This is a genomic window from Sorangium sp. So ce367, from assembly GCF_051520455.1.
GTDB lineage: Bacteria > Myxococcota_A > Polyangia > Polyangiales > Polyangiaceae > Sorangium > Sorangium cellulosum_B.
This window is the reverse complement of the sequence record NZ_CP150334.1, coordinates 3,121,701-3,139,211: the sequence shown is the minus strand read 5'-3', so window position 1 is coordinate 3,139,211 and position 17,511 is coordinate 3,121,701. Positions and strand designations below refer to the sequence as shown.

Annotated in this window: 16 protein-coding genes; 10 read left to right on the top strand and 6 right to left on the bottom strand. The window is 68.0% G+C overall.

The window, feature by feature from the left end; genetic code table 11:
* Positions 1-77: 77 nt before the first annotated feature.
* A complete protein-coding gene (locus WME97_RS12255) occupies positions 78-332 on the bottom strand; it encodes a hypothetical protein (protein WP_437552084.1) in 255 nt (84 codons plus the stop codon).
* Positions 333-627: 295 nt separating this feature from the next.
* Here WME97_RS12255 and WME97_RS12250 point away from each other — a divergent pair, with 295 nt between their 5' ends.
* The gene (locus WME97_RS12250; protein WP_437552083.1) at positions 628-1,629 is read left to right on the top strand and encodes an AraC family transcriptional regulator; all 1,002 of its coding nucleotides are present in this window, start codon (positions 628-630) and stop codon (positions 1,627-1,629) included.
* Between the two features lie 525 nt (positions 1,630-2,154).
* The gene (locus WME97_RS12245; protein ID WP_437552082.1) at positions 2,155-3,051 is read left to right on the top strand and encodes a calcium-binding EGF-like domain-containing protein; all 897 of its coding nucleotides are present in this window, start codon (positions 2,155-2,157) and stop codon (positions 3,049-3,051) included.
* Positions 3,052-3,246: 195 nt separating this feature from the next.
* Here the strand turns inward: WME97_RS12245 and WME97_RS12240 are convergent, their stop codons facing one another.
* Positions 3,247-3,741, bottom strand: coding sequence for a hypothetical protein (locus WME97_RS12240; protein ID WP_437552081.1), 495 nt, complete (start codon positions 3,739-3,741; stop codon positions 3,247-3,249).
* Between the two features lie 12 nt (positions 3,742-3,753).
* Positions 3,754-5,139 carry a hypothetical protein gene (locus WME97_RS12235; protein WP_437552080.1) on the bottom strand — a complete coding sequence of 462 codons (1,386 nt, stop codon included), beginning with the start codon at positions 5,137-5,139 and terminating at the stop codon, positions 3,754-3,756.
* Between the two features lie 384 nt (positions 5,140-5,523).
* Here WME97_RS12235 and WME97_RS12230 point away from each other — a divergent pair, with 384 nt between their 5' ends.
* From WME97_RS12230 to WME97_RS12210, 5 genes are all read left to right on the top strand, one after another.
* Positions 5,524-5,730, top strand: coding sequence for a hypothetical protein (locus WME97_RS12230; RefSeq protein ID WP_437552079.1), 207 nt, complete (start codon positions 5,524-5,526; stop codon positions 5,728-5,730).
* A gap of 447 nt (positions 5,731-6,177) precedes the next feature.
* Complete coding sequence (locus tag WME97_RS12225; RefSeq protein WP_437552078.1) at positions 6,178-6,579, top strand: hypothetical protein; 402 nt, start codon at positions 6,178-6,180, stop codon at positions 6,577-6,579.
* Between the two features lie 983 nt (positions 6,580-7,562).
* Positions 7,563-9,224 (top strand): DUF1592 domain-containing protein, encoded by a 1,662-nt coding sequence (locus WME97_RS12220; RefSeq protein ID WP_437552077.1) that lies wholly within the window; start codon positions 7,563-7,565, stop codon positions 9,222-9,224.
* Positions 9,225-9,233: 9 nt separating this feature from the next.
* Positions 9,234-10,538, top strand: a complete 1,305-nt coding sequence (locus WME97_RS12215) for a DUF1552 domain-containing protein (RefSeq protein ID WP_437552076.1) — start codon at positions 9,234-9,236, stop codon at positions 10,536-10,538.
* Positions 10,539-10,899: 361 nt separating this feature from the next.
* Positions 10,900-11,454: a pyridoxamine 5'-phosphate oxidase family protein gene (locus WME97_RS12210; RefSeq protein ID WP_437552075.1), complete on the top strand. Its 555-nt coding sequence runs from the start codon at positions 10,900-10,902 to the stop codon at positions 11,452-11,454.
* 6 nt (positions 11,455-11,460) lie between these two features.
* Here WME97_RS12210 and WME97_RS12205 read toward each other — a convergent pair whose 3' ends face one another.
* Together WME97_RS12205 and WME97_RS12200 are read right to left on the bottom strand one after the other, a co-directional pair.
* The gene (locus tag WME97_RS12205) at positions 11,461-12,414 is read right to left on the bottom strand and encodes an MBL fold metallo-hydrolase (RefSeq protein WP_437552074.1); all 954 of its coding nucleotides are present in this window, start codon (positions 12,412-12,414) and stop codon (positions 11,461-11,463) included.
* Positions 12,415-12,453: 39 nt separating this feature from the next.
* Positions 12,454-13,107: an MEDS domain-containing protein gene (locus tag WME97_RS12200; protein ID WP_437552073.1), complete on the bottom strand. Its 654-nt coding sequence runs from the start codon at positions 13,105-13,107 to the stop codon at positions 12,454-12,456.
* A gap of 589 nt (positions 13,108-13,696) precedes the next feature.
* On the opposite strand from WME97_RS12200, the gene WME97_RS12195 reads away from it, so the two are divergent.
* Positions 13,697-15,130 carry an amidase gene (locus tag WME97_RS12195; RefSeq protein ID WP_437552072.1) on the top strand — a complete coding sequence of 478 codons (1,434 nt, stop codon included), beginning with the start codon at positions 13,697-13,699 and terminating at the stop codon, positions 15,128-15,130.
* A 247-nt stretch (positions 15,131-15,377) separates the two neighbouring features.
* On the opposite strand, the gene WME97_RS12190 is transcribed toward WME97_RS12195, so the two are convergent.
* On the bottom strand, positions 15,378-15,827 hold the full coding sequence (locus tag WME97_RS12190; protein WP_437552071.1) for a hypothetical protein: 450 nt from the start codon (positions 15,825-15,827) through the stop codon (positions 15,378-15,380).
* 35 nt (positions 15,828-15,862) lie between these two features.
* Between WME97_RS12190 and WME97_RS12185 the strand changes: the two genes are divergently transcribed.
* Entirely contained in the window at positions 15,863-16,168 is a 306-nt protein-coding gene (locus WME97_RS12185; RefSeq protein ID WP_437552070.1) for a hypothetical protein, read from the top strand.
* 81 nt (positions 16,169-16,249) lie between these two features.
* The gene (locus WME97_RS12180) at positions 16,250-17,419 is read left to right on the top strand and encodes a uracil-DNA glycosylase family protein (protein ID WP_437552069.1); all 1,170 of its coding nucleotides are present in this window, start codon (positions 16,250-16,252) and stop codon (positions 17,417-17,419) included.
* The last annotated feature ends 92 nt before the right edge of the window (positions 17,420-17,511 follow it).

The window sequence follows — 17,511 nt, the reverse complement described above, 5'->3', positions numbered from 1 at the left end:
GACCGGAGGCGGGGCGAGGACTACCGGATCCGCGCCGCGCCAGGAAGGCGCCTCGGACGCGGCGCCGGGCGGGGGGGTCACGGGTCGGCTGAGCTGAAACTCGCCATTCTACCCAGTTCCTGCGCCGGCTCGCGCGCGAGATCCAGGGCTGCCACCCTCTCGGCGTCTTCGGCCGGGCCCCAGGCGCCGGACATCGCCATGCAGCCGAGGCCGACGGGAAAGACGCTCCGACCGGTCTTGCCCAGCGGAGTCGAGCGGCTCATCGTCGCGTGGAGGTGGGTCATGTGGTGTTCATGCCGCGCGCCCTCGACCTCCGTTTGGAAACCGGACATTCGACGATCCGGCAGACGACAACCAGGCATCGAGACGGCCCTCGTCATTCCCGGCATCGCGTCGCGCCACGGCTCCGACAACCGCATACGCTGCGCGCGGGCGGACTCCCCACCTGCACGCTTCTGCGCACCCCGCGAGGGGCACGGAAGCCGCCGGATCTACCTGGCCGGCTCACGACAATTTACATTCTCCAACGGGTGTGCTCCTTCTCATCCAATGTCGCGTCGTGCGCCTCGCTTTGTCCAGACAAGCCATCAGGGTGAAGGGGCCTCGCGCGCCGCGCAGGCGCCGGGGGTGGGGATTGCGCGGGCTCAGCTCGTGTGCACCGGCGATGTCGGCGAGGCTCGAGAGGCCTTCCGCCGCGTTTACACGGGCGCGACCCTCGAGCCCAAGCGCGGCACATCGTTCGGCTGTGCGATGGAGGTCGCCTCCTTCGGCACACTCCGTGTCGTGGCGGGCGCCTGGCCCGGCGGAGGGCGGGCCTTCGTGCCGGCGGTCGGGGAGCAATACATCCTGTCTCTCTCGGCCGGCGGCGAGAGCGCCGGCGACCACGCGGGCGAGCCCTTCCGCGTCGTGCCGGGCCGGCGCGCCGCGCTGTTTTCACCCGGGCGATCCTGCTCGCTCGATGTCAGCGGGGAGTTTCACGGGCGGACCCTCGTGATCGACCGCGGAGCGCTCGACGCCCACTTCACCACGCTCACGGGCGCCGCGCTGCGCGGCCCGCTCCTGTTCGGTACGGCGCTCGACATCGAGGACGGACCGGGCCGCACGGTCCACGAGGTCGCGCAGCTCCTCCGCCGTCAGATTGAGCAGCCTTGGGCCTCGCCGATGCTGCTCGCTGCGCTGCGTGGTGCTCTCTTCACGAGCCTCCTGGTACACGCCCGGCACAGCCTATCGGAGATCCTCGATGCACCACAGCCGCGCGTGGCTCCGGCGTGCGTCCGCAAGGCTGAAGAGTACATGGCCGCGCACGCTGCCGAGCCCATCACGCTGGCCGACATCGTCGCCGCGGCGGGCGTGCCGGAGCGGTCCCTGCGAGCAGCCTTCGTGGCGAGCCGGGGAATACCACCGATGGATTTCCTGCGGCGGCGCCGGTTCGAGCTCGCGCGCCGCCAGCTGGCCGAGCCCTCGGCCGGCACGTCGGTCGCGGGCGTCGTGGCCGCGCTCGGGCTCGGCAACCCGGGGAGGTTCAGCGTCGAATTCAAGCGCCGGTTCGGCGAGAGCCCCTCCGAGACGCTGACCGCGGGGCGCGCGGCCGCGGGCCTGCCGCGCCTCCGGCCGCGGCGCCGGACCTGAACGTCACGAGCGCTGGCACCCACGAGCAACAACTCCGGCGACAACGCCACCCCGGTCCAGTCGCCCGCAGTTCGCCAGGGCGTACCGGTCGTCGGGCTCGACCTCGACGTATCGCGCAGATCGCCATCGATCGCGCGTGTGAAAGATGTCGCCTGTCCAGAAACGGCAGCGAACTGTCCACGAACGGCAAGACAAACGCACGGACGAGCTCGTCGCTGTTGCATCCTCGCCTGAACCTATGGTGGAAGATCGCTCCCTCATCGAACTCGGCAGGGTCGCCGCGGTCGGTCACGGCGGTGCGTCGTGATCTCCGCAGGTGAGGCATTCAGACAGCAGCAGCAGGCGGCGGCGCGCGACGGGACCCGGGCGACGGGAGCTGGCGGCGCGCACACACCGAATGCCCTGCAGAGGCCTGCGTCAACATCACCTCCGAAAGCGCCGATTCGGCACTGGCATCGAACTTGAACAGGCCGGCCCGACCCTTCTCCAGCCAGCGCAAGCACAACATTGAAAGGATGACCACCCATGCGGTCTCTTGCAGGCTCACTTCTCCACGCTCTGACGATCCCGGCTCTCTCCACCCTGCTGCTCGCGGGCTGTACCAGCGCTGGCCCCTCCGCGGCCGACGGCGACGAAAGCGGGGAAGCCACCGACCCCTGCGCCTCGACCCCCTGCCAGAACGACGGCGCCTGCGCCGCGACCGAGAGCGGTTACACCTGCACGTGCGCGCCCGGCTGGACGGGGACGAACTGCGAGACCAACATCGACGAATGCGCGCCGAGCCCCTGCCGGAACGGCGGCGCCTGCGCCGCGACCGAGAGTGGTTACACCTGCACGTGCCCGCCCGAATGGACGGGGGCGAACTGCGAGACCAATATCGACGAATGCGCGCCGAGCCCCTGCCAGAACGGCGGCGCCTGCGCCGCGACCGAGAGTGGTTACACCTGCACGTGCCCGCCCGAATGGACGGGGGCGAACTGCGAGACGCCCGTCTGCGTCGCCACCACCTGCACCGCTCAGGGAGCCACCTGCGGCTCGATCGCCGATGGCTGCGGCGAAATGCTCGACTGCGGATCGTGCGGGTCGGGCTTCACCTGCGAGAGCGGCACCTGCCAGCCCACGGGGCCGACGTGCCCGTGTGATGGCATGCCCGGGTGGGGTCCCCCTACCCCCCCCGTCAAGTGCATCAACTACTCGGGTTCCATGGGCCCCGGCAGCATCTACTACTATCTGAAGAGTGAAGACAATGGCCACGAGGGCCCCTTCGTCCAGTTCGCTGTCAACGGCCAGTTGGGCCCGGAGCCCGACCAGTGCGGATACGTGTCGGTAGCCAACACCCTCACCACCATGCCGCTCACCAGCCAAGAAGAGGCGGACGCCTGCGTACAGAGCTTCCTGCGCTTCGCCGGCAGCTGCCCCTGAGCTGGGCGACAGCCCAGGGCGGCGTCTGCAGAGGCTCGCCGTTGCCCCGTGACGGCTCCGGCAAGACGGTGAATCAAGGAGCAACCAGGGGCTAGAGCGCCGAGAGTGCCCTACGTCGCGCCAGCGAGGTGGGCTCATCGAGGAGACGACCGCACCGCCCGCGCCGCCGTGGCGGCCAGACGCTCGTTCACTTCCTCAGGGCGGGAGCGCGGTGATGAAGTCGCGGATGCACGCGATCTCTGTGTCGCTGAGCGCCGCGCCGCCGAACGGCATCCGCTCGTTGCACGGCGGGTCCGGCGTGACCTTCGTGTAGATCGCGCTGGCGTCCGGGTCGCCCGGGACGAGCACCGAGCTGCCGTCGCCACACACGGACGCCTGGCCCCGGAGCGTGTTCTCCCACCCGGCGGCCAGCGAGAGGCCCGCCAGCTTGGAGTTCTCGTCATGGCAGCCGGCGGTGGCGCACTTCATCGCGACCAGCGCCGGCGCTTCGGAGCATCCGGTCGACCCCCCGCCCGTCGTGGCGCCGCCGCTGCCGGTCACCGCGGCGGAGCCGCCGCCGGCCCCCTGGTCGTCCAGGGGGAACTCGCCCTCGTCCAAGGTCCCAGCGCAGTTCGGGAGGAGCGCGCCGCCGGTCAGCAGGGCGGCCGCGGTGAGCGCGGCGCGCCCGTAAAAGGAAGTCATGAACGTCACGTGCTACCTCTCTCAATAGACGTAGGCTCCGGCGAGCCGCAGTCCCAAATATTGGTCGATGGCCCCGCCTGCGATGTACGCGTCGCCCTGCTCGGGCTGGAACGACGAGAAGAACCGGGCGTACTCGACGAGCAGGCGCGCCTCGATGCCGGTCGCGACCGGGATCATCACCCCGGCCAGCGCGCCGACGCCCTGCACGCTCGCCCCGGTGAACCGCTCGTAGACCGGGCCTGACGAGAGCGGCAGGATGTACTCGGCGCCCAGCACCAGCGCGATCGGGCCGACCGGGAAGCGCCCGTCGAGGCCCCCCCGGAACAGGGTGTACGAGACGTTCGGCACCGTCCTGGCGAGGTCCGGCGGCGCGTCGATCTCGAAGGTCAGGAACCGGAGCCCGGCGGAGATCCCGAGCACGGACGCCTCGCCGAGCGACAGCCGCTCCCGGAGCCCCAGGTTGATGCGCTCGTAGGTGGTGCTGATCGGGTCGCCGCTGCCCACCGCCGAGTCGAGGCCGAGCGCCCGCGCATAGCCCGCGGTGACCCCGAGGCCCTTGAGCACCGCGATGTCCGTCGACGCGAGCGGGTACAGCTCGCCCGAGACCGACAGCGCGGGCTGTCCGAAGACGCTGTAGGGCGGGAGGTTCCGCGTGCGCGGATCGGAGTAGTCGAACCAGCGGCCGACGAACTCGACGCCGAGCTCGATCGAGAAGAGCGCCGAGCCGGCCTCGTGCGGCTCGCGCTCGCCGGCCTTCCCGCCCTCGCCGCCTTCGTCCTTCTTCTCGTCCCCACCGTTCCCATCCTCGCCTTCGCCTTCCCGGTCGCCCTTCGCCTCGTCCTCCTCGGCGGGCGGCGGCGCGGGCGGCGGCGCGATCTGCGCCAGCGTCGTGCCGAGCAGATCTTCCAGCGCCCTCTTGCGGTCGTCCCGCGAGCCGCTCAGCGGCACCGCGCTGTCCACGGCGAGGTCGCCGGCGTTCTCGTCGACGTAGACGAGGTGAACCTCTTTCTTCTTCTTGTTGGTCCGCGAGACGCCGTAGATCACCCCTTCTGCCTTCGCAGCCTTGCCTGCCTTGCGGATGCGGTCGATGGCCTTCTTCCGCTGAGCCTTCGACACGAGCGCGTCCCCGACGGGCTTGGTCTGGCCGGCGCCTTTCAGCGACTTCGAGAACGCGTCAGGGTCCACGACCCCCAGCGTCTCCGGCACGAGGGCGAGGATGTCCTCGCGGATGTCATCCGCGTTGGGGCCTTCGATGCGCACCGCGATCGACTTCGACGCCTTGGGGGCGGCGAGCGTGGCGGGCGCGAGCGCGAACGTCGCGGCGGTCGCGGCGGAGAGCCCGAGCAGGATCCGCCCGCAGAGGCTCATGGAAAGGAACAGCGTTGTAGTTCTGATGGGTTTGCGCACGGGCCTCTCGCTAGCGGCAGAGACGTCAACCGGGGCTTGCACGCGCGTCAGCCTACAGGGGACCTGGACGAGCTCCCGCAGGCTGTGGAGTGAAGGCGGCCCCTTCGATGCATGGACAAGTTGCTGGCACAGCGTCGCTTTTCCAGGGGGGTCGTATAGAAAATTCGTCTGTCAACCCAGAGCAGGTCCCGCAGTGTGACGGAACCTGAAGCACCTGATCCCGGACGGGCCGATGTGATGACACCGTGCACCCGAGGAGGGGCTGACCAGAGCCCGCCGCAACATAGGTCACGCCGCACCCAAAGTTGCCGTCCCGCCGCCTTGCCGGATCTCGGAGAATTCCGGTGGACAATAGATCTCACGACAGCCGATCCGAGGCTTGCCGTGGTCTCCAGTGCATTGAAATTGACAAAACGCCAAGCACCATCGATCGGCGATCGCTTCCGTGATGACCGACCGAACTGGCTCGGTGCCAAAACCGATCAGATGACGAAGGTCTCGGTGCGCATGACAACCCACCCGAGGCGAAGCAAAAGGATACCTGTCGAGGGGAATGTGAACGATCACATGGCCGGTGTCAACGCCAATTGATGGGCCCTCGGGGAGATCCCCGAGCCCGAGGGAGGGCAAGGCTGGCGGGGTTCCTCCAGCGCGCCGCGTCAACATGGGCGGAGGCCGGACCGCGTTGATCGCCGGCCCGCCCGACGCGCTCGAAGCCGAGCAGCGCATCGCCGGTTGGCGCTCGACGCTGCGAGCCCGCCGGTGCCTGGGCGCCGCCTCTTGTGCGCGGCGACCTTGTGCGCGGTGACTCGAACGCGCGGTCCAGCGCGAGCTCGCCCGCTGCTCCTGCGCTCGCCGGACCTCTCCGAGCTCGGGCGCCGCGGCCGGCCGCCGCTGCGCGCCCATCGGGATCGAGGATAGCCGCGCGTCGGCCGAACCTGGTTGACGCCAGACATGTGAACGTTCACAATTCGATCCTCCGAGCTGCGATGACTTGGCTGAGGTTGCTTCTTACATGACAGGAGACGTCGGATGTCGATGAGCATGAAGCTGATGAGTGCGGTGTTGATGAGCGTCGGCATTGGTTTTGCGGGCGCAGCATGGGCCGCGAACGGGACCGCGGACGTCCCCGGTTCTGTTGCCGAGGGGAAGGATTTTGGCTGCGGTGCAAAAGGACAGAAGGCTTGTCCGATGCAGGGCTGGATGAAGACGGTGATGCAGTCGGCGACCACGAGCGGCGACGGCGCGAAAATCGCGTCGGCGCTGGAATACGTGGCGGCGAAGCCGCCGCCCGGGATGCCCAAGTGGGTCGCGATCTCGAAGGATGGCGCGGAAAAGGCCAAGAAGGGCGATATCGACGGCGCCAAGGCGAGCTGCAAGTCCTGCCACGATCTGTACAAGGCGGAGTACAAGGCGAAGCTCCGCGACGCCGCCTTCTGAGGCGCCTCTCTCTGCTCGCTTTCTTGAGCCCGAGGCAGGCCGACGTATCGCACGGGCAGGCCCGCCATCTCGCCGCCTCGCCGGGCCGTGGTACGAGCCGAGCGCATCGGAGAGCTCACACGGGCGCCGCGGCCGGGCGCCGCTGCCCACCCTCGGGATCGAGGAGGCCCGCGCGCCGCTCCACTTCTGGTTGACACCGACAATGTGAACGCTCACAATACCTTCTCGGGGTGTCCTTTTGTTTTGCCCTGGGCAGGCCGTCGTGCGCGCCGGCCCTTCGTCCCCGGGATCGGGATCGATCTCGGCACCGGGTACGTTCGTTCGGTCGTCGAGCACGCGCGCAGCGGCGCGTTCGCGGGGGCATCGCTCGCGCCATGCCGCGCTCTGAGCGCGAGGCCTCACCTGCGCTCCGCACACGCACCGGTTCACTCAGCGTTCAGCCGTACATAACCAACATCGTCGAGGCTGCCGTGCCTTCATATGCAGCGACAAATCGTCGCTCTCGCTGGATTGAGCCTCGTGGGATGCGGCTCGTCGGATCCAGAGCCGGCCCCGGGAAGGTGGAGCACCCCGTCTCGGGCAAGAGCGGGGTGCGAACTTCCGGTCGGCTGGGACACCGAACACCGGTACGCCACGGGAGGTCCGCATGGCCAGTGGACGCCTTTCACGCCGACGATTCCTCGCTCCTGCAGGGGTGACCATAACCCTTCCTCGCTTGCCTTCCTTGTTGCACACGCCGAACGCCGCGGCCGCGCCGTGCGCGACCGTGGCTGTGGCGCGGCGACTCGCGTTGAACCCCGGGAGCGACATCGATTTTGATCACGAACGCCGCCATTGTAACAATCAACGGAGACGCAACTACAAGGAGCTCGATGTTCGGATCGCGTTTGGTTTCCTAGCCTCACCCAGCTTCCTCTAACATTTCATCCTAGCAAGAGCGTTTCATGCCAATCGCAAAACGAATCGGTGTACTACGTTCACTCATGAGCCGCTCGTTTGGCCTTGCGGCGCCGCTCGCGGTGGTCGTGGCCAGCGGGTGCACGGGCGTCTTGGGAGTCGAGGGCGAGCCGGCGCCGGCGGCCGAGACGCCGCCGGCGGCCGAGTGTGGCGCCACACCTGCGCTGGCCAAACCGCGCATCTGGCGGTTGACCAACACCCAGCTTGCCAACACCTTGCGCGACGAGTTCGACATCCAGCCGGCAGCGCTCGCGAACTTGCCGAGCGAGGCCAGGCTCGACGGCTTCGCCAACCAGGCCTCAGACCTGCGAATCGCGCCGCTCCTCGCGGACGTATATTTCGCCATCGGTGAAGAGCTCGGGGCGCACGCGCTGCAGAACCCCGACAAGTTTGGGATCGCTTGCGACGTCGACAGCTTGGCGCCTGGCCCTTGCCTGGACGGTTTCGTCACCGAAACGGGGCAAAAGCTCTGGCGCCGCCCGCTCTTGACGACTGAAGTCACCTCCTTCAGCGCGCTCTTCGCCAAGACCGCCGCGCAGGGCGAAGGTCCTGCCGGAGGCGTCAAGAGCGTCGTGGAGGCGCTGTTCATGTCGCCGAACAGCCTGCACCGCACGGAGCTCGGCACGGTGAAGGATACCGGAGCGGTGACGACGCTGACGGACCACGAGATCGCTTCGGCGCTCTCGTACCTGCTCTGGGATAGCGCGCCGGATGCTGAGCTCACCGCGCTCGCAGATCAAGGGGAGCTGCGCGACCGTACAGTGCTCTTGGCCCAGGCCAAGCGCCTCTTCGAGGCGCGCGACAAGGCGGCGCCGGCCATGAACCACTTCTTCGAGCAGTGGCTGGAGCTCGAGAATCTCTCGAATTCGGTGAAAGAGGCCAGCGTCTTTCCGATGGTAACGCCCGAGCTGACCGCCGATTTGAAAGAAGAGTTGCGCCTGTTCACGAACAGCGTACTCTTCGACGAGGGAGCGGATCGTCGCTTCGACTCGCTGTTCACGGGCACGTACGCGTTCGTGAACGAGCGCACCGCTCCGCTCTACGGTTTGAGCGGGGTGACCGGCGACGCCATGGTGCGTCGCGAGCTCAATCCGACGGAACGCCGAGGCATCTTCACCTCGCTGCCGTTTCTCTGGGGCCACGCGCACAGCCAAGACACGGGCCTCGTCGGGCGCGGCGCCTACGTCCGCGCAGAGGTCCTATGCCACCGCGTGCCGCTGCCGCCCGGCGGTGTTCCGAATCCCGGCCGTTTTGCCGAGCCGAACGCCACGGGTCGGCAAAGACTCGGCATTCATGCGAGTCCGGGCTGCGCCGTCTGTCACGATCTGTTCGATGGAATCGGGTTTGCGCTCGAGAACTACGATGCTATCGGTCGCTACAGAACGACGGATCACGAGCAGCCGATCGATGCAAGCGGCAGTCTGCCGCTGCCGAGCGAGGAGAATGCGCTTCCCGGAATCGTGTTTTCCAATTTCGTGGAGCTTGTGGACGAGTTGGCGCAAAAGCCGGATGTCTACGGCTGCTTCGCCCAGCAGTTCGCCGCCTACGCTTCAGGATACGACTTTCCGGAGCTCGACGCCTGTGAGAAGGAGCGCCTCGTGGACGAATTTGCGCGCTCACAGCACGCGATTGATCAATTGGTGCTGGGCGTGATCGCGTCGCCCAGCTTCATCGACCGGAGGAACTAGGAGTTCGCCATGCGCAACGTGAAATTTTCCCGGCGTGCGATGCTTCGTGGCCTCGGCTACGGAACGATCTTCTGTTCTGGGCTGGCCGACAACCTCTACGCCCAAACCGTTCCGCGAATCACGCGCGTCGCCATGTTCGGCTACGCAAATGGCTCTCAGTATCAATCGGAGCCGACCGGAGGCGAAAGAGATTTCGTGCTCAAGCCGCACATGGCGCCGCTCGAAGCGGTGCGCGACGACATCCTGGTGTTCAAGAACCTGACGCTCAAACGCGACCCCGGTAACGCGCACCGCTCGGCGTCGTTCTCGGTGTTCGGCCTCGGCGCGCCGACCAGCATCGACCAGGAGTTCGCCAGGTTCCTCAAGGACACGACCCCCCTGGCATCGCTGGAGATCGCGGTCGGTCAGACGTCCGGCGACGGCGGCGTCATCCCCGGACTGTCTCAGGTCGATGGCAGGTTCATCCCCAGCGTGAAAAACCCGCTGGCTGCGTATCAGCGCATCGCCAACCGCATCAGCGGGGGCGGCATGTCCATGGACACGCCGAACGCCGCCGAGCAGGCACTGCTCCGCCGTCAGAGCGTGCTCGACTTCATCAAGGACGATGTCCGGTCCTTCCGCGGGCGGCTCGGGCCGGAGGAAGCCGCCAAGATGGACTTCTACCTCGAGTCGCTGCGCACGCTCGAACGCGATGTCGGCGGCAGCATCCCCACGGGGAACTTGTGCAAGCAGATCGAGTCGACGCTGCTCAGCAAGGACACCATGATGAACGACATGCCGGAGCACAGCCGGCTGTATCTCGACATCATGGCGATGGCTTTCGCCTGCAACATCACTCGCGTGGCGTCCATGATGTGGGGCGGCGGCGAAAACAACGAAGCCATCAAGTTCGGTGACATCGATATCTCAGCCTGGCACTCCGTCTCACACGGCGATCCGGACGGCGCTCCTGGACAACAAATCACTCGGCTCCAGACCTATTTTGCGGGAGAGTTCCGCTATTTCATCGAAAAGCTGAAAGGCCTTTCCGACGGCGAGTTCTCGGTGCTAGACAACACCGCAGCGGTTCTTTGCACCCAGAACGGCAGCAGCCAGTTGGGCTCCGGCCAGAACTTCGCCGAGACCGACCACCCGCCCCAACACGCACCTTTCGTGGTTGCCGGCAGCTGTGGAGGTGCTTGGACGACCGGGCGCCTGCTCGACGCCCGTGGGCGCAATCACAACGACGTTTATGTCAGCATTGCCCGGGCGATCGGCATGAACGTGACGTCTGTCGGCCGCGCTGACTGGTGTCGAGGTCCGCTCATCACTTAGCTGGCGGCCGATCGCGGCGCGGCAACGGCAGCGCCGCGCCGCTCCGCGGGTTCCCAATCCCCTGACCGAGCCCCGCAGGCTGTGGAGTGAAGGCGCGCACGCCCGGTCGATGCATTCCTCGACGAAAGGTACATCGTTCTCGCCGAAGCTCGTGTCGCCAGGTCGCAGCTTGGCCCCGACGATGGCGTCGGCCTCGGCGGAGGTCCGGAAGGACGGTCCCCTCGGCGCGCTCCCCCTCCCCTCATCGCCGCGCCGCCCCTACAACGCCGCGCGACGCGGCAGCACGCGGTGGCGCTGCGCCGTCTCGCGCAGCACAGCGCCCTGAAGCGCCCCGGCGCGTACCCGCCGCCCACGAGGACCCATGGGACGAACCTTCTCCGAGCTGGACGACGACCTCATCGGCTTCCTCGCCGAGCAGCGCCTCTTCTTCGTGGCCTCCGCCCCCTCGGGCAGCGGCGGGCACGTCAACCTGTCGCCGAAGGGGCACGACACCTTCCGCGTGCTCGACCCGCGGACCGTGGCCTACCTCGACCTGACCGGCAGCGGCGTCGAGACCATCGCGCACCTGCGCGACAACGGCCGCATCACGCTGATGTTCTGCGCGTTCGACGGCCCACCCCGCATCCTGCGCCTCCAGGGCCGCGGCGAGCCCATCTTCCCCGGCGACCCGCGCTTCGGCGCTCTGGCGGACCTCTTCCTGCCGTTCCAGGGCGTTCGCTCGGTGATCCGCGTCGCGCTCGAGCGCGTCGCCACGTCGTGCGGCTACGCCGTGCCGCGCATGGCCTACGAGGGCGAGCGGGACACGCTGTCGAAATGGGCGAAGCGCAAGGGGCCGGAGGGCCTCTCGCGCTATCGGCGGGAGAAGAACACGACGAGCATCGACGGCCTGCCGGGCCTGCCCGCCGTCAAGAAGTGACTGTTCTCAGAGCCCGCGGGTCTCGCCGACGTCGAGGATCCAGAGGCGCCCCAGGTCGCCGCCGCTCTTCAGGAAGGCCTCACGCGCGCGGACCGGCGGCTCGCCGATCGGCTCGTCCGTGAGCTTGTACGTGCCCCAGTGCATCGCGACGAAGGTGCGCGCGCCGAGCAGCTCGGCGGCCTGCACGGCCTCTTCCGGGCCCATGTGCTGCGGCTCCATGAACCAGCGCGGGGCGTAGGCGCCGATGGGCAACATGGCCCAGTCGATGGATCCGCCGCTGCGCTCGCCGATCTCGGCGAAGCCGTCGAAGAAGCCGGTGTCGCCCGAGTGGTACGCGGCGCCCTCGGGGCCGCGGATCACGAAGCCGCCCCAGAGCGCCTCGTTCCTGTCCCAGGGCATGCGCATCGACCAGTGCCGCGCGGGCACGAGCGTGATCTCGACCTGGCCGACGTGAACAGACTGCCACCACGCGAGCTCGTCGATCGCGCCCGCGCCCAGCTTCGCGAGGAGCGCGCCGTTGCCCTGCGGCACCACGAAGCGGGGCCTGAGCGGCGCGTTCTTCTTGCCGAGCTTGCCCGGGTGCACGGCGTGCGCCGCGAGGATGCGCGACAGCGTGGGCGAGTCGAGGTGATCGCGGTGGTTGTGCGTGATCAGCACCAGATCGATCTCGGTGAGGTCCTCGAGCGGGATGCCCGCCGGGGCGAGCCGCTTCGTGGTGCCGAGGCCTGTCGCGAGGATGGGATCGATCAGGATGCGCAGGCCGCCCAGCACGAGCAGGAACGACGCGTGACCGATCCACGTGAGCGAGGCGCGGCCGCTCTCGACGAGCGAGCGGTCGTACGTGCGGTGCGGCGTGACGAAGCCGTCGGCGACGGCCTTCTCGCGGGCGCCGAGCTTCCACTTGAGGACGTCGGCCGGGCCGCGCGCGGGCGTGGTGGCGAGATGATCGAAGCGTCCCACACCCGGCGGTATAGCACGCGGAGCGGGCGGCGAAGAGGGTCAGCCCGCGCTCGCGAGAGACACCGGCGCCCGCCGCAACGCGAGCTTCTTCAGGAACGTCACCGGGTCGAGGTAGTACGGATTCTCGTGCACGTGGCCGCCGATGATCACGTGCGAGTGCGTGGCGAGCACATCGGCGATCACCCGGCCGCTGAAGCGATTGACGTCGTAGCAGCAAAGAAGCGTGCAGTCGTGCTTGGGCGCCAGCGTGTTCACCTTCGCTTCGTAGACCATCAGGTCCTCGGTGCCCGGCAGGTTCTTCAGCGCCCATTCCATGTCGCCGCAGGTGCGAACGGACTTGAACTCGCCTTCGGCTGCGCCCTTGAGCACGCCCTCGAGGGTCGAGAACATGCGGTCCGCGACGAACACGTTGTCCTGGAGGTACGTCTGCTCGGAAGGCACGACCTTGAGCTGGCCACGCTCCATCGCATCCTGCACGGGCACGCCGCCCTTTTGCATCCGATTCACATGGTCGTCATGCACGCTCGACTCGAGGATGGTCACCACCTCGTCGCCGGTATCGATCCCTTCCTGGAAGTACGGATTGAGGACGTCGTACATCTCCTTGCGCGAATCGAAGAACGCGCAGATGTGCTGCAGGCCATGCAGCTCCTTGCCGCAGAGACTCACTTTTCGCGTACGTGTCGGCGCCATGTTGCTCCTGAAGCTCGCACGTCTACCACCTCATCGCGTCCGCGTCGACCCATCCTGGTACAGCGTCATTCCCGAAGCTCGTCCCTGGATTGACGCTGTGTCCGCCTGGCGACGATCCGGGCTGGCCGGGTTCTTAAAAGAAGCGAGCTCGTCGGGGGACAGCGCCGCAAAGCGAGTTACTCGATGGGCGCGAGCGTCCAGGGGAAGTCGGTCAAAACGGATTTTGCGCGAGCTCGGGGCACCTACGCGCGTGGGGCCTGCCCCGAGCCGATGGATTCAAAAGCGCAGGCGATCATGAACAGCGTGCCAGCGCCCGAAAGGAAAAAGCCCACGAACGCGCCCATGCTCCCGTGTGCCCCCTTGGCGGGCAGGGCCTCGCCGGCCCCCCCGGAGCGCAAGCCTTTGTGCTCCCGTGGATGCGACCACGTAGTCGCGGCTGAGCTCGAGCTGTGGCCGGCGTCGCAGTCGGCTGTGATGCATGACCCCTCCACACGACAACGACCATGGCGGGGACACCGAGGCGAACGCGCACGTCCGTCGCATCGGTCGCATCCGTTGCAAAGGACACGATATCCGTTATAGTGGACGCATGCCACCCGCCTCGCTCGTGCAAGCCACCGCCGTCGAGCTCCTCGCGCTCTATCGATCCCGGAGCGCTTCCCCCGTCGAGGCGCTCCGCGCCGTCCTTGCCCATGTGGAGCGCCACGGAGCCGCGCTGAACGCGTTTGCGCTCCTCGACGAGGAGCGGGCCCTGGACGCCGCGCGGGCGTCCGAGGCGCGCTGGGCTCGAGGTGAGCCGGTGGGGCGCCTGGACGGGGTGCCTGTCTCGGTGAAGGACCTCCTGCTCACGCGCGGCTGGCCGACCCGGCGGGGCTCGCGCACCGTGGACGCGGCCGGCCCCTGGACGGAGGACGCGCCCGCCGTCGCTCGGCTGCGGGAGCACGGGGCGGTGCTCTTCGGGAAGACGACGACGTCCGAGTTCGGCCTGAAGGGCCTCGGCGACAGCCCGCTGACGGGCATCACGCGCAACGCGTGGGACCCGCGGCGCACGCCGGGCGGCAGCAGCGCCGGCGCCGTCACGGCGGTAGCCGCCGGCTTCGGGCCGCTCGCCGTCGGTACGGATGGCGGCGGCTCGATCCGCGTGCCGAGCGCCTTCTCCGGGGTGGTGGGGTGCAAGCCGACCTTCGGTCGGGTGCCCGCGCACCCGGCGAGCGTGGTGGGGGTGCCCCCGCACGTCGGGCCGATCGCGCGCACGGTCGGCGACGCGGCGGTGCTCCTCTCGGTCCTCTCCGGTCCTGACGACCGCGATCCGTTCCGGGCCCCGCCGCCGCGCGAGGACGCGCTGTACCTCGGCGCGCTCGTCGCGATCGACGCGTCCGACACGCACGACAAGTCCGGCGCGCTCGACGCAAGGTTCCTCCGCCGCGTGCGGGTCGGCGTGAGCGCCACGCTGGGGTACGTCGATCTGCCGGGTGAGACGCGGGATTGCTTCGACGCGGCGGCCGCGGTCCTCCAGCGGCTCGGCGCCGAGGTCGAGGAGGTGGCGCCGCCGTTCGCGGACCCGGGGGGCGTGCTGCGGACGCTGTTCGCGGCGCGCGCCGCGCACACGGTGCGGGAGCTCGGGCCGGCGCAGCGCGCGCTGCTCGATCCGGCGGTCCAGAGCGCGGCAGCCCAGGGAGAGGCGCTGAGCGCCGTGGCGTATCTGGAGGCGGAGCGGCAGCGCGCGGAGCTGGCCCTGGCGATGGCCGTGTTCCATCGCCGCTTCGATCTGCTGGTGACGCCGACGTCGGCCGGGGCTGCGCCCCTGATCGACGGCGGCGCGCTCCCGGCCTCCTTCGCCGCGCCCTTCAGCCTGACGCGCCAGCCGGCGATCAGCGTGCCGATGGGCCTCACCACCGCCGGCCTGCCGCTCGGGCTGCAGATCGTGGGGCGCCACTTCGAGGAAGCGCTGGTGCTGCGCGCCGCGCTCGCGATAGAGCGAGAGAGCGCCCCTCTGCGGGCGCCGCCGCTCCGCGCGAGCTGAGCGGTCGCGCGAGGCCGCGACCGAATCGATGGCGCTTCTGAGAGCAAGGCAAACCAGCTCTCACCGTCGGGTCGAATTCGTGGTGCCCAAACACAGCGAACCGTCATTCGCCCGGATTCTTGGGAAGCGTGAACCCAGGTTGCGCCCGCTCAGAGGCGTCTGAAAATGTCTTTCTAGGTCGCGCCGCCTCTCCAGCTACCCCCACCACCATACCCATCTTCGAGGCCAGTGGAGATCCCGTAACGGGTCAAGAGATGGCCACCGCTGCCTTTCCGAGGCCGGCCATGCTGGCGAGCAAGTTGTGTATCGCTGCTGCCACTTGGCGCTGCTCAAGTAGCTCGGCGTCGAAGAAAGGCTCCTTCGCCTCTGACCAGTCAGGACGTCCCAGCGCTGCGGCGACTTCATCGAGGCGTCGCTGCTCCTCGCGGAGCATGTCGCGGAGAATTGCGACGTACACCTGAACCTGCCCACTCGCCCACCCGCTCACGAGGTCGCCAGCAGAGCTCCCAGCCTGTCGGATGATGAACCGCGCCTCCACGTCGCCCGTCCCCCATACGATGTCGAGATCGTCAACCAGCGACATCGCCTCGTCAAACAAGCGGCGGAGGCCCAGGGCGCCGATCGCCGACCGGGCTTCTGCCTCCGAGAAAAAGGTCTCCTCGTTCCACGGCTCTCGAGGTTTCCGTTCGCTTTGCATGCACCAAACATACCCGAAGCCGGAGGCGAAAGAACGTGATTGCTAGTCGAATCGCGATCGGCGAGGCTCCTCACTGCGCCCGACCCATGGAGGAGAGCCTCGAGACCCGCCAACCGGCGATCCGGCACTGCCGGCAGCTCAGCCTGCGGTGGGGCGATGGGGTGCCGTCCGCGGAGCTTGCGCGCGGGTTTCCTTACAAGGGCGCCCGGACCAAGCTCGTCGGACCCCAGGGGGTGTTCAAGCCGAAGGAGCTGACCGACGGCCCGCTGACACTGCTCTCCGCGCTCGCGCCTTCGTACGAGGACGAGCACCTGGAGGGTGACGAGGTGCTCTACGACTAGGCGCCGCAAAGCCGCGAGTACGAGAACGACGGGCTCAAGCGCGTCGCCGCAGCTGGGTGGAAGGTCATTCTCCTGAAGCAGGTGAAGGCGAAGCCACACCCCGAGTACATGATCGTAGCGCCGGTCGCGATGCTCGGGTTCGACGACGCGGCCCGCAAGGTGCGGCTGAGCCTGGTTGGTGCTCGGGCTGAAGCCGCCGGTATCCAGGCACCGGTTCCCGCTCCGTTCTCCATGGCATACACCGAGACGATCGTGAAGGCCCGGCTCCACCAGGCTCACTTCCGCCGGCAGACACTCGCCGCCTACCAGGAGTGGTGCTGCGTCTGTGAGCTGCGGGAGCGCCCCTGCTCGACGTCGCTCACATCGTCCCCGACCGACTCCCCGAGTGCGTACCGACGATCTGGAACGGCCTCGCCATGTGCCCGACCCACCATCGAGCGTACGACCACGTGCACGATGACCCTTACGCGCCCGACAGGAACATACCCGTTCGGTTCGAAGCTGAAGCCACTCTTCCAGGAGGACCGCTCTCCGAAGCGACTGTTCGTGCTCGGTGTCTATGCCAGCGCCGTCCACGCCAAGTGGATCGGTGCCCATGGGCGAGTTCTCGTCCGCGCCCTCGCGGTGGCGAGCGAACCGGTCATCTTCTGGAATGGTTCGGGGGCAGATAGTATAATCGCGCGCATCGACGTACCCGCGCCGGCCGGTCGCCTTGAACCTGCCGACCTTGCTTTCAATGGCTCGTCAGGACGCAGCATCGATGACGACTTCCTCAGCCCGCTAGGCCTCGCAAGAAAGGAGGCGTGGCTCTGCGATCTCGTGCCACATACATGCCTGAACCGCCAGCAGTGTGCTGCAATCAGCCGCGAGTACGAGCCCCGGCGCCACGACTGCGGGCTCCCGCAGGTTGACCTCCCGCGGGTGCCCAAGGCCTTCGCCGATGACAGGCGGCGGATCGAAGTGCTCGACGAGATCGAGGAGGCGCAGCCGGAAGTGATCGTGCTCCTCGGAGACCAGCCGATCCGCCAATTTCTCTCGCATCAGGGCCGGCGCTGGCGGAAGCTCGCCGATTTCGGTAACGACTACGGCCGGCTCCATCCGGTGATGGTTCGTGGCCGACGTTACCAGGTGCTCCCGATGGCGCATCCGCGGCAGGTGCGCGGCCTGGGCATGCACTCCACGGACTGGCGCCTCAGGCACGAGGTATGGAAGCGCGAGGTCGCGCCTGGGCTACTCGGAAGACCTATGTGAAGGTCCGCATCACGTTCACCAACGATGGGATAGATATGGGGCACGCTGCCTTGGTCTGCGAGGAAGCGCTGGCACACGAGGTGAGACAGTAA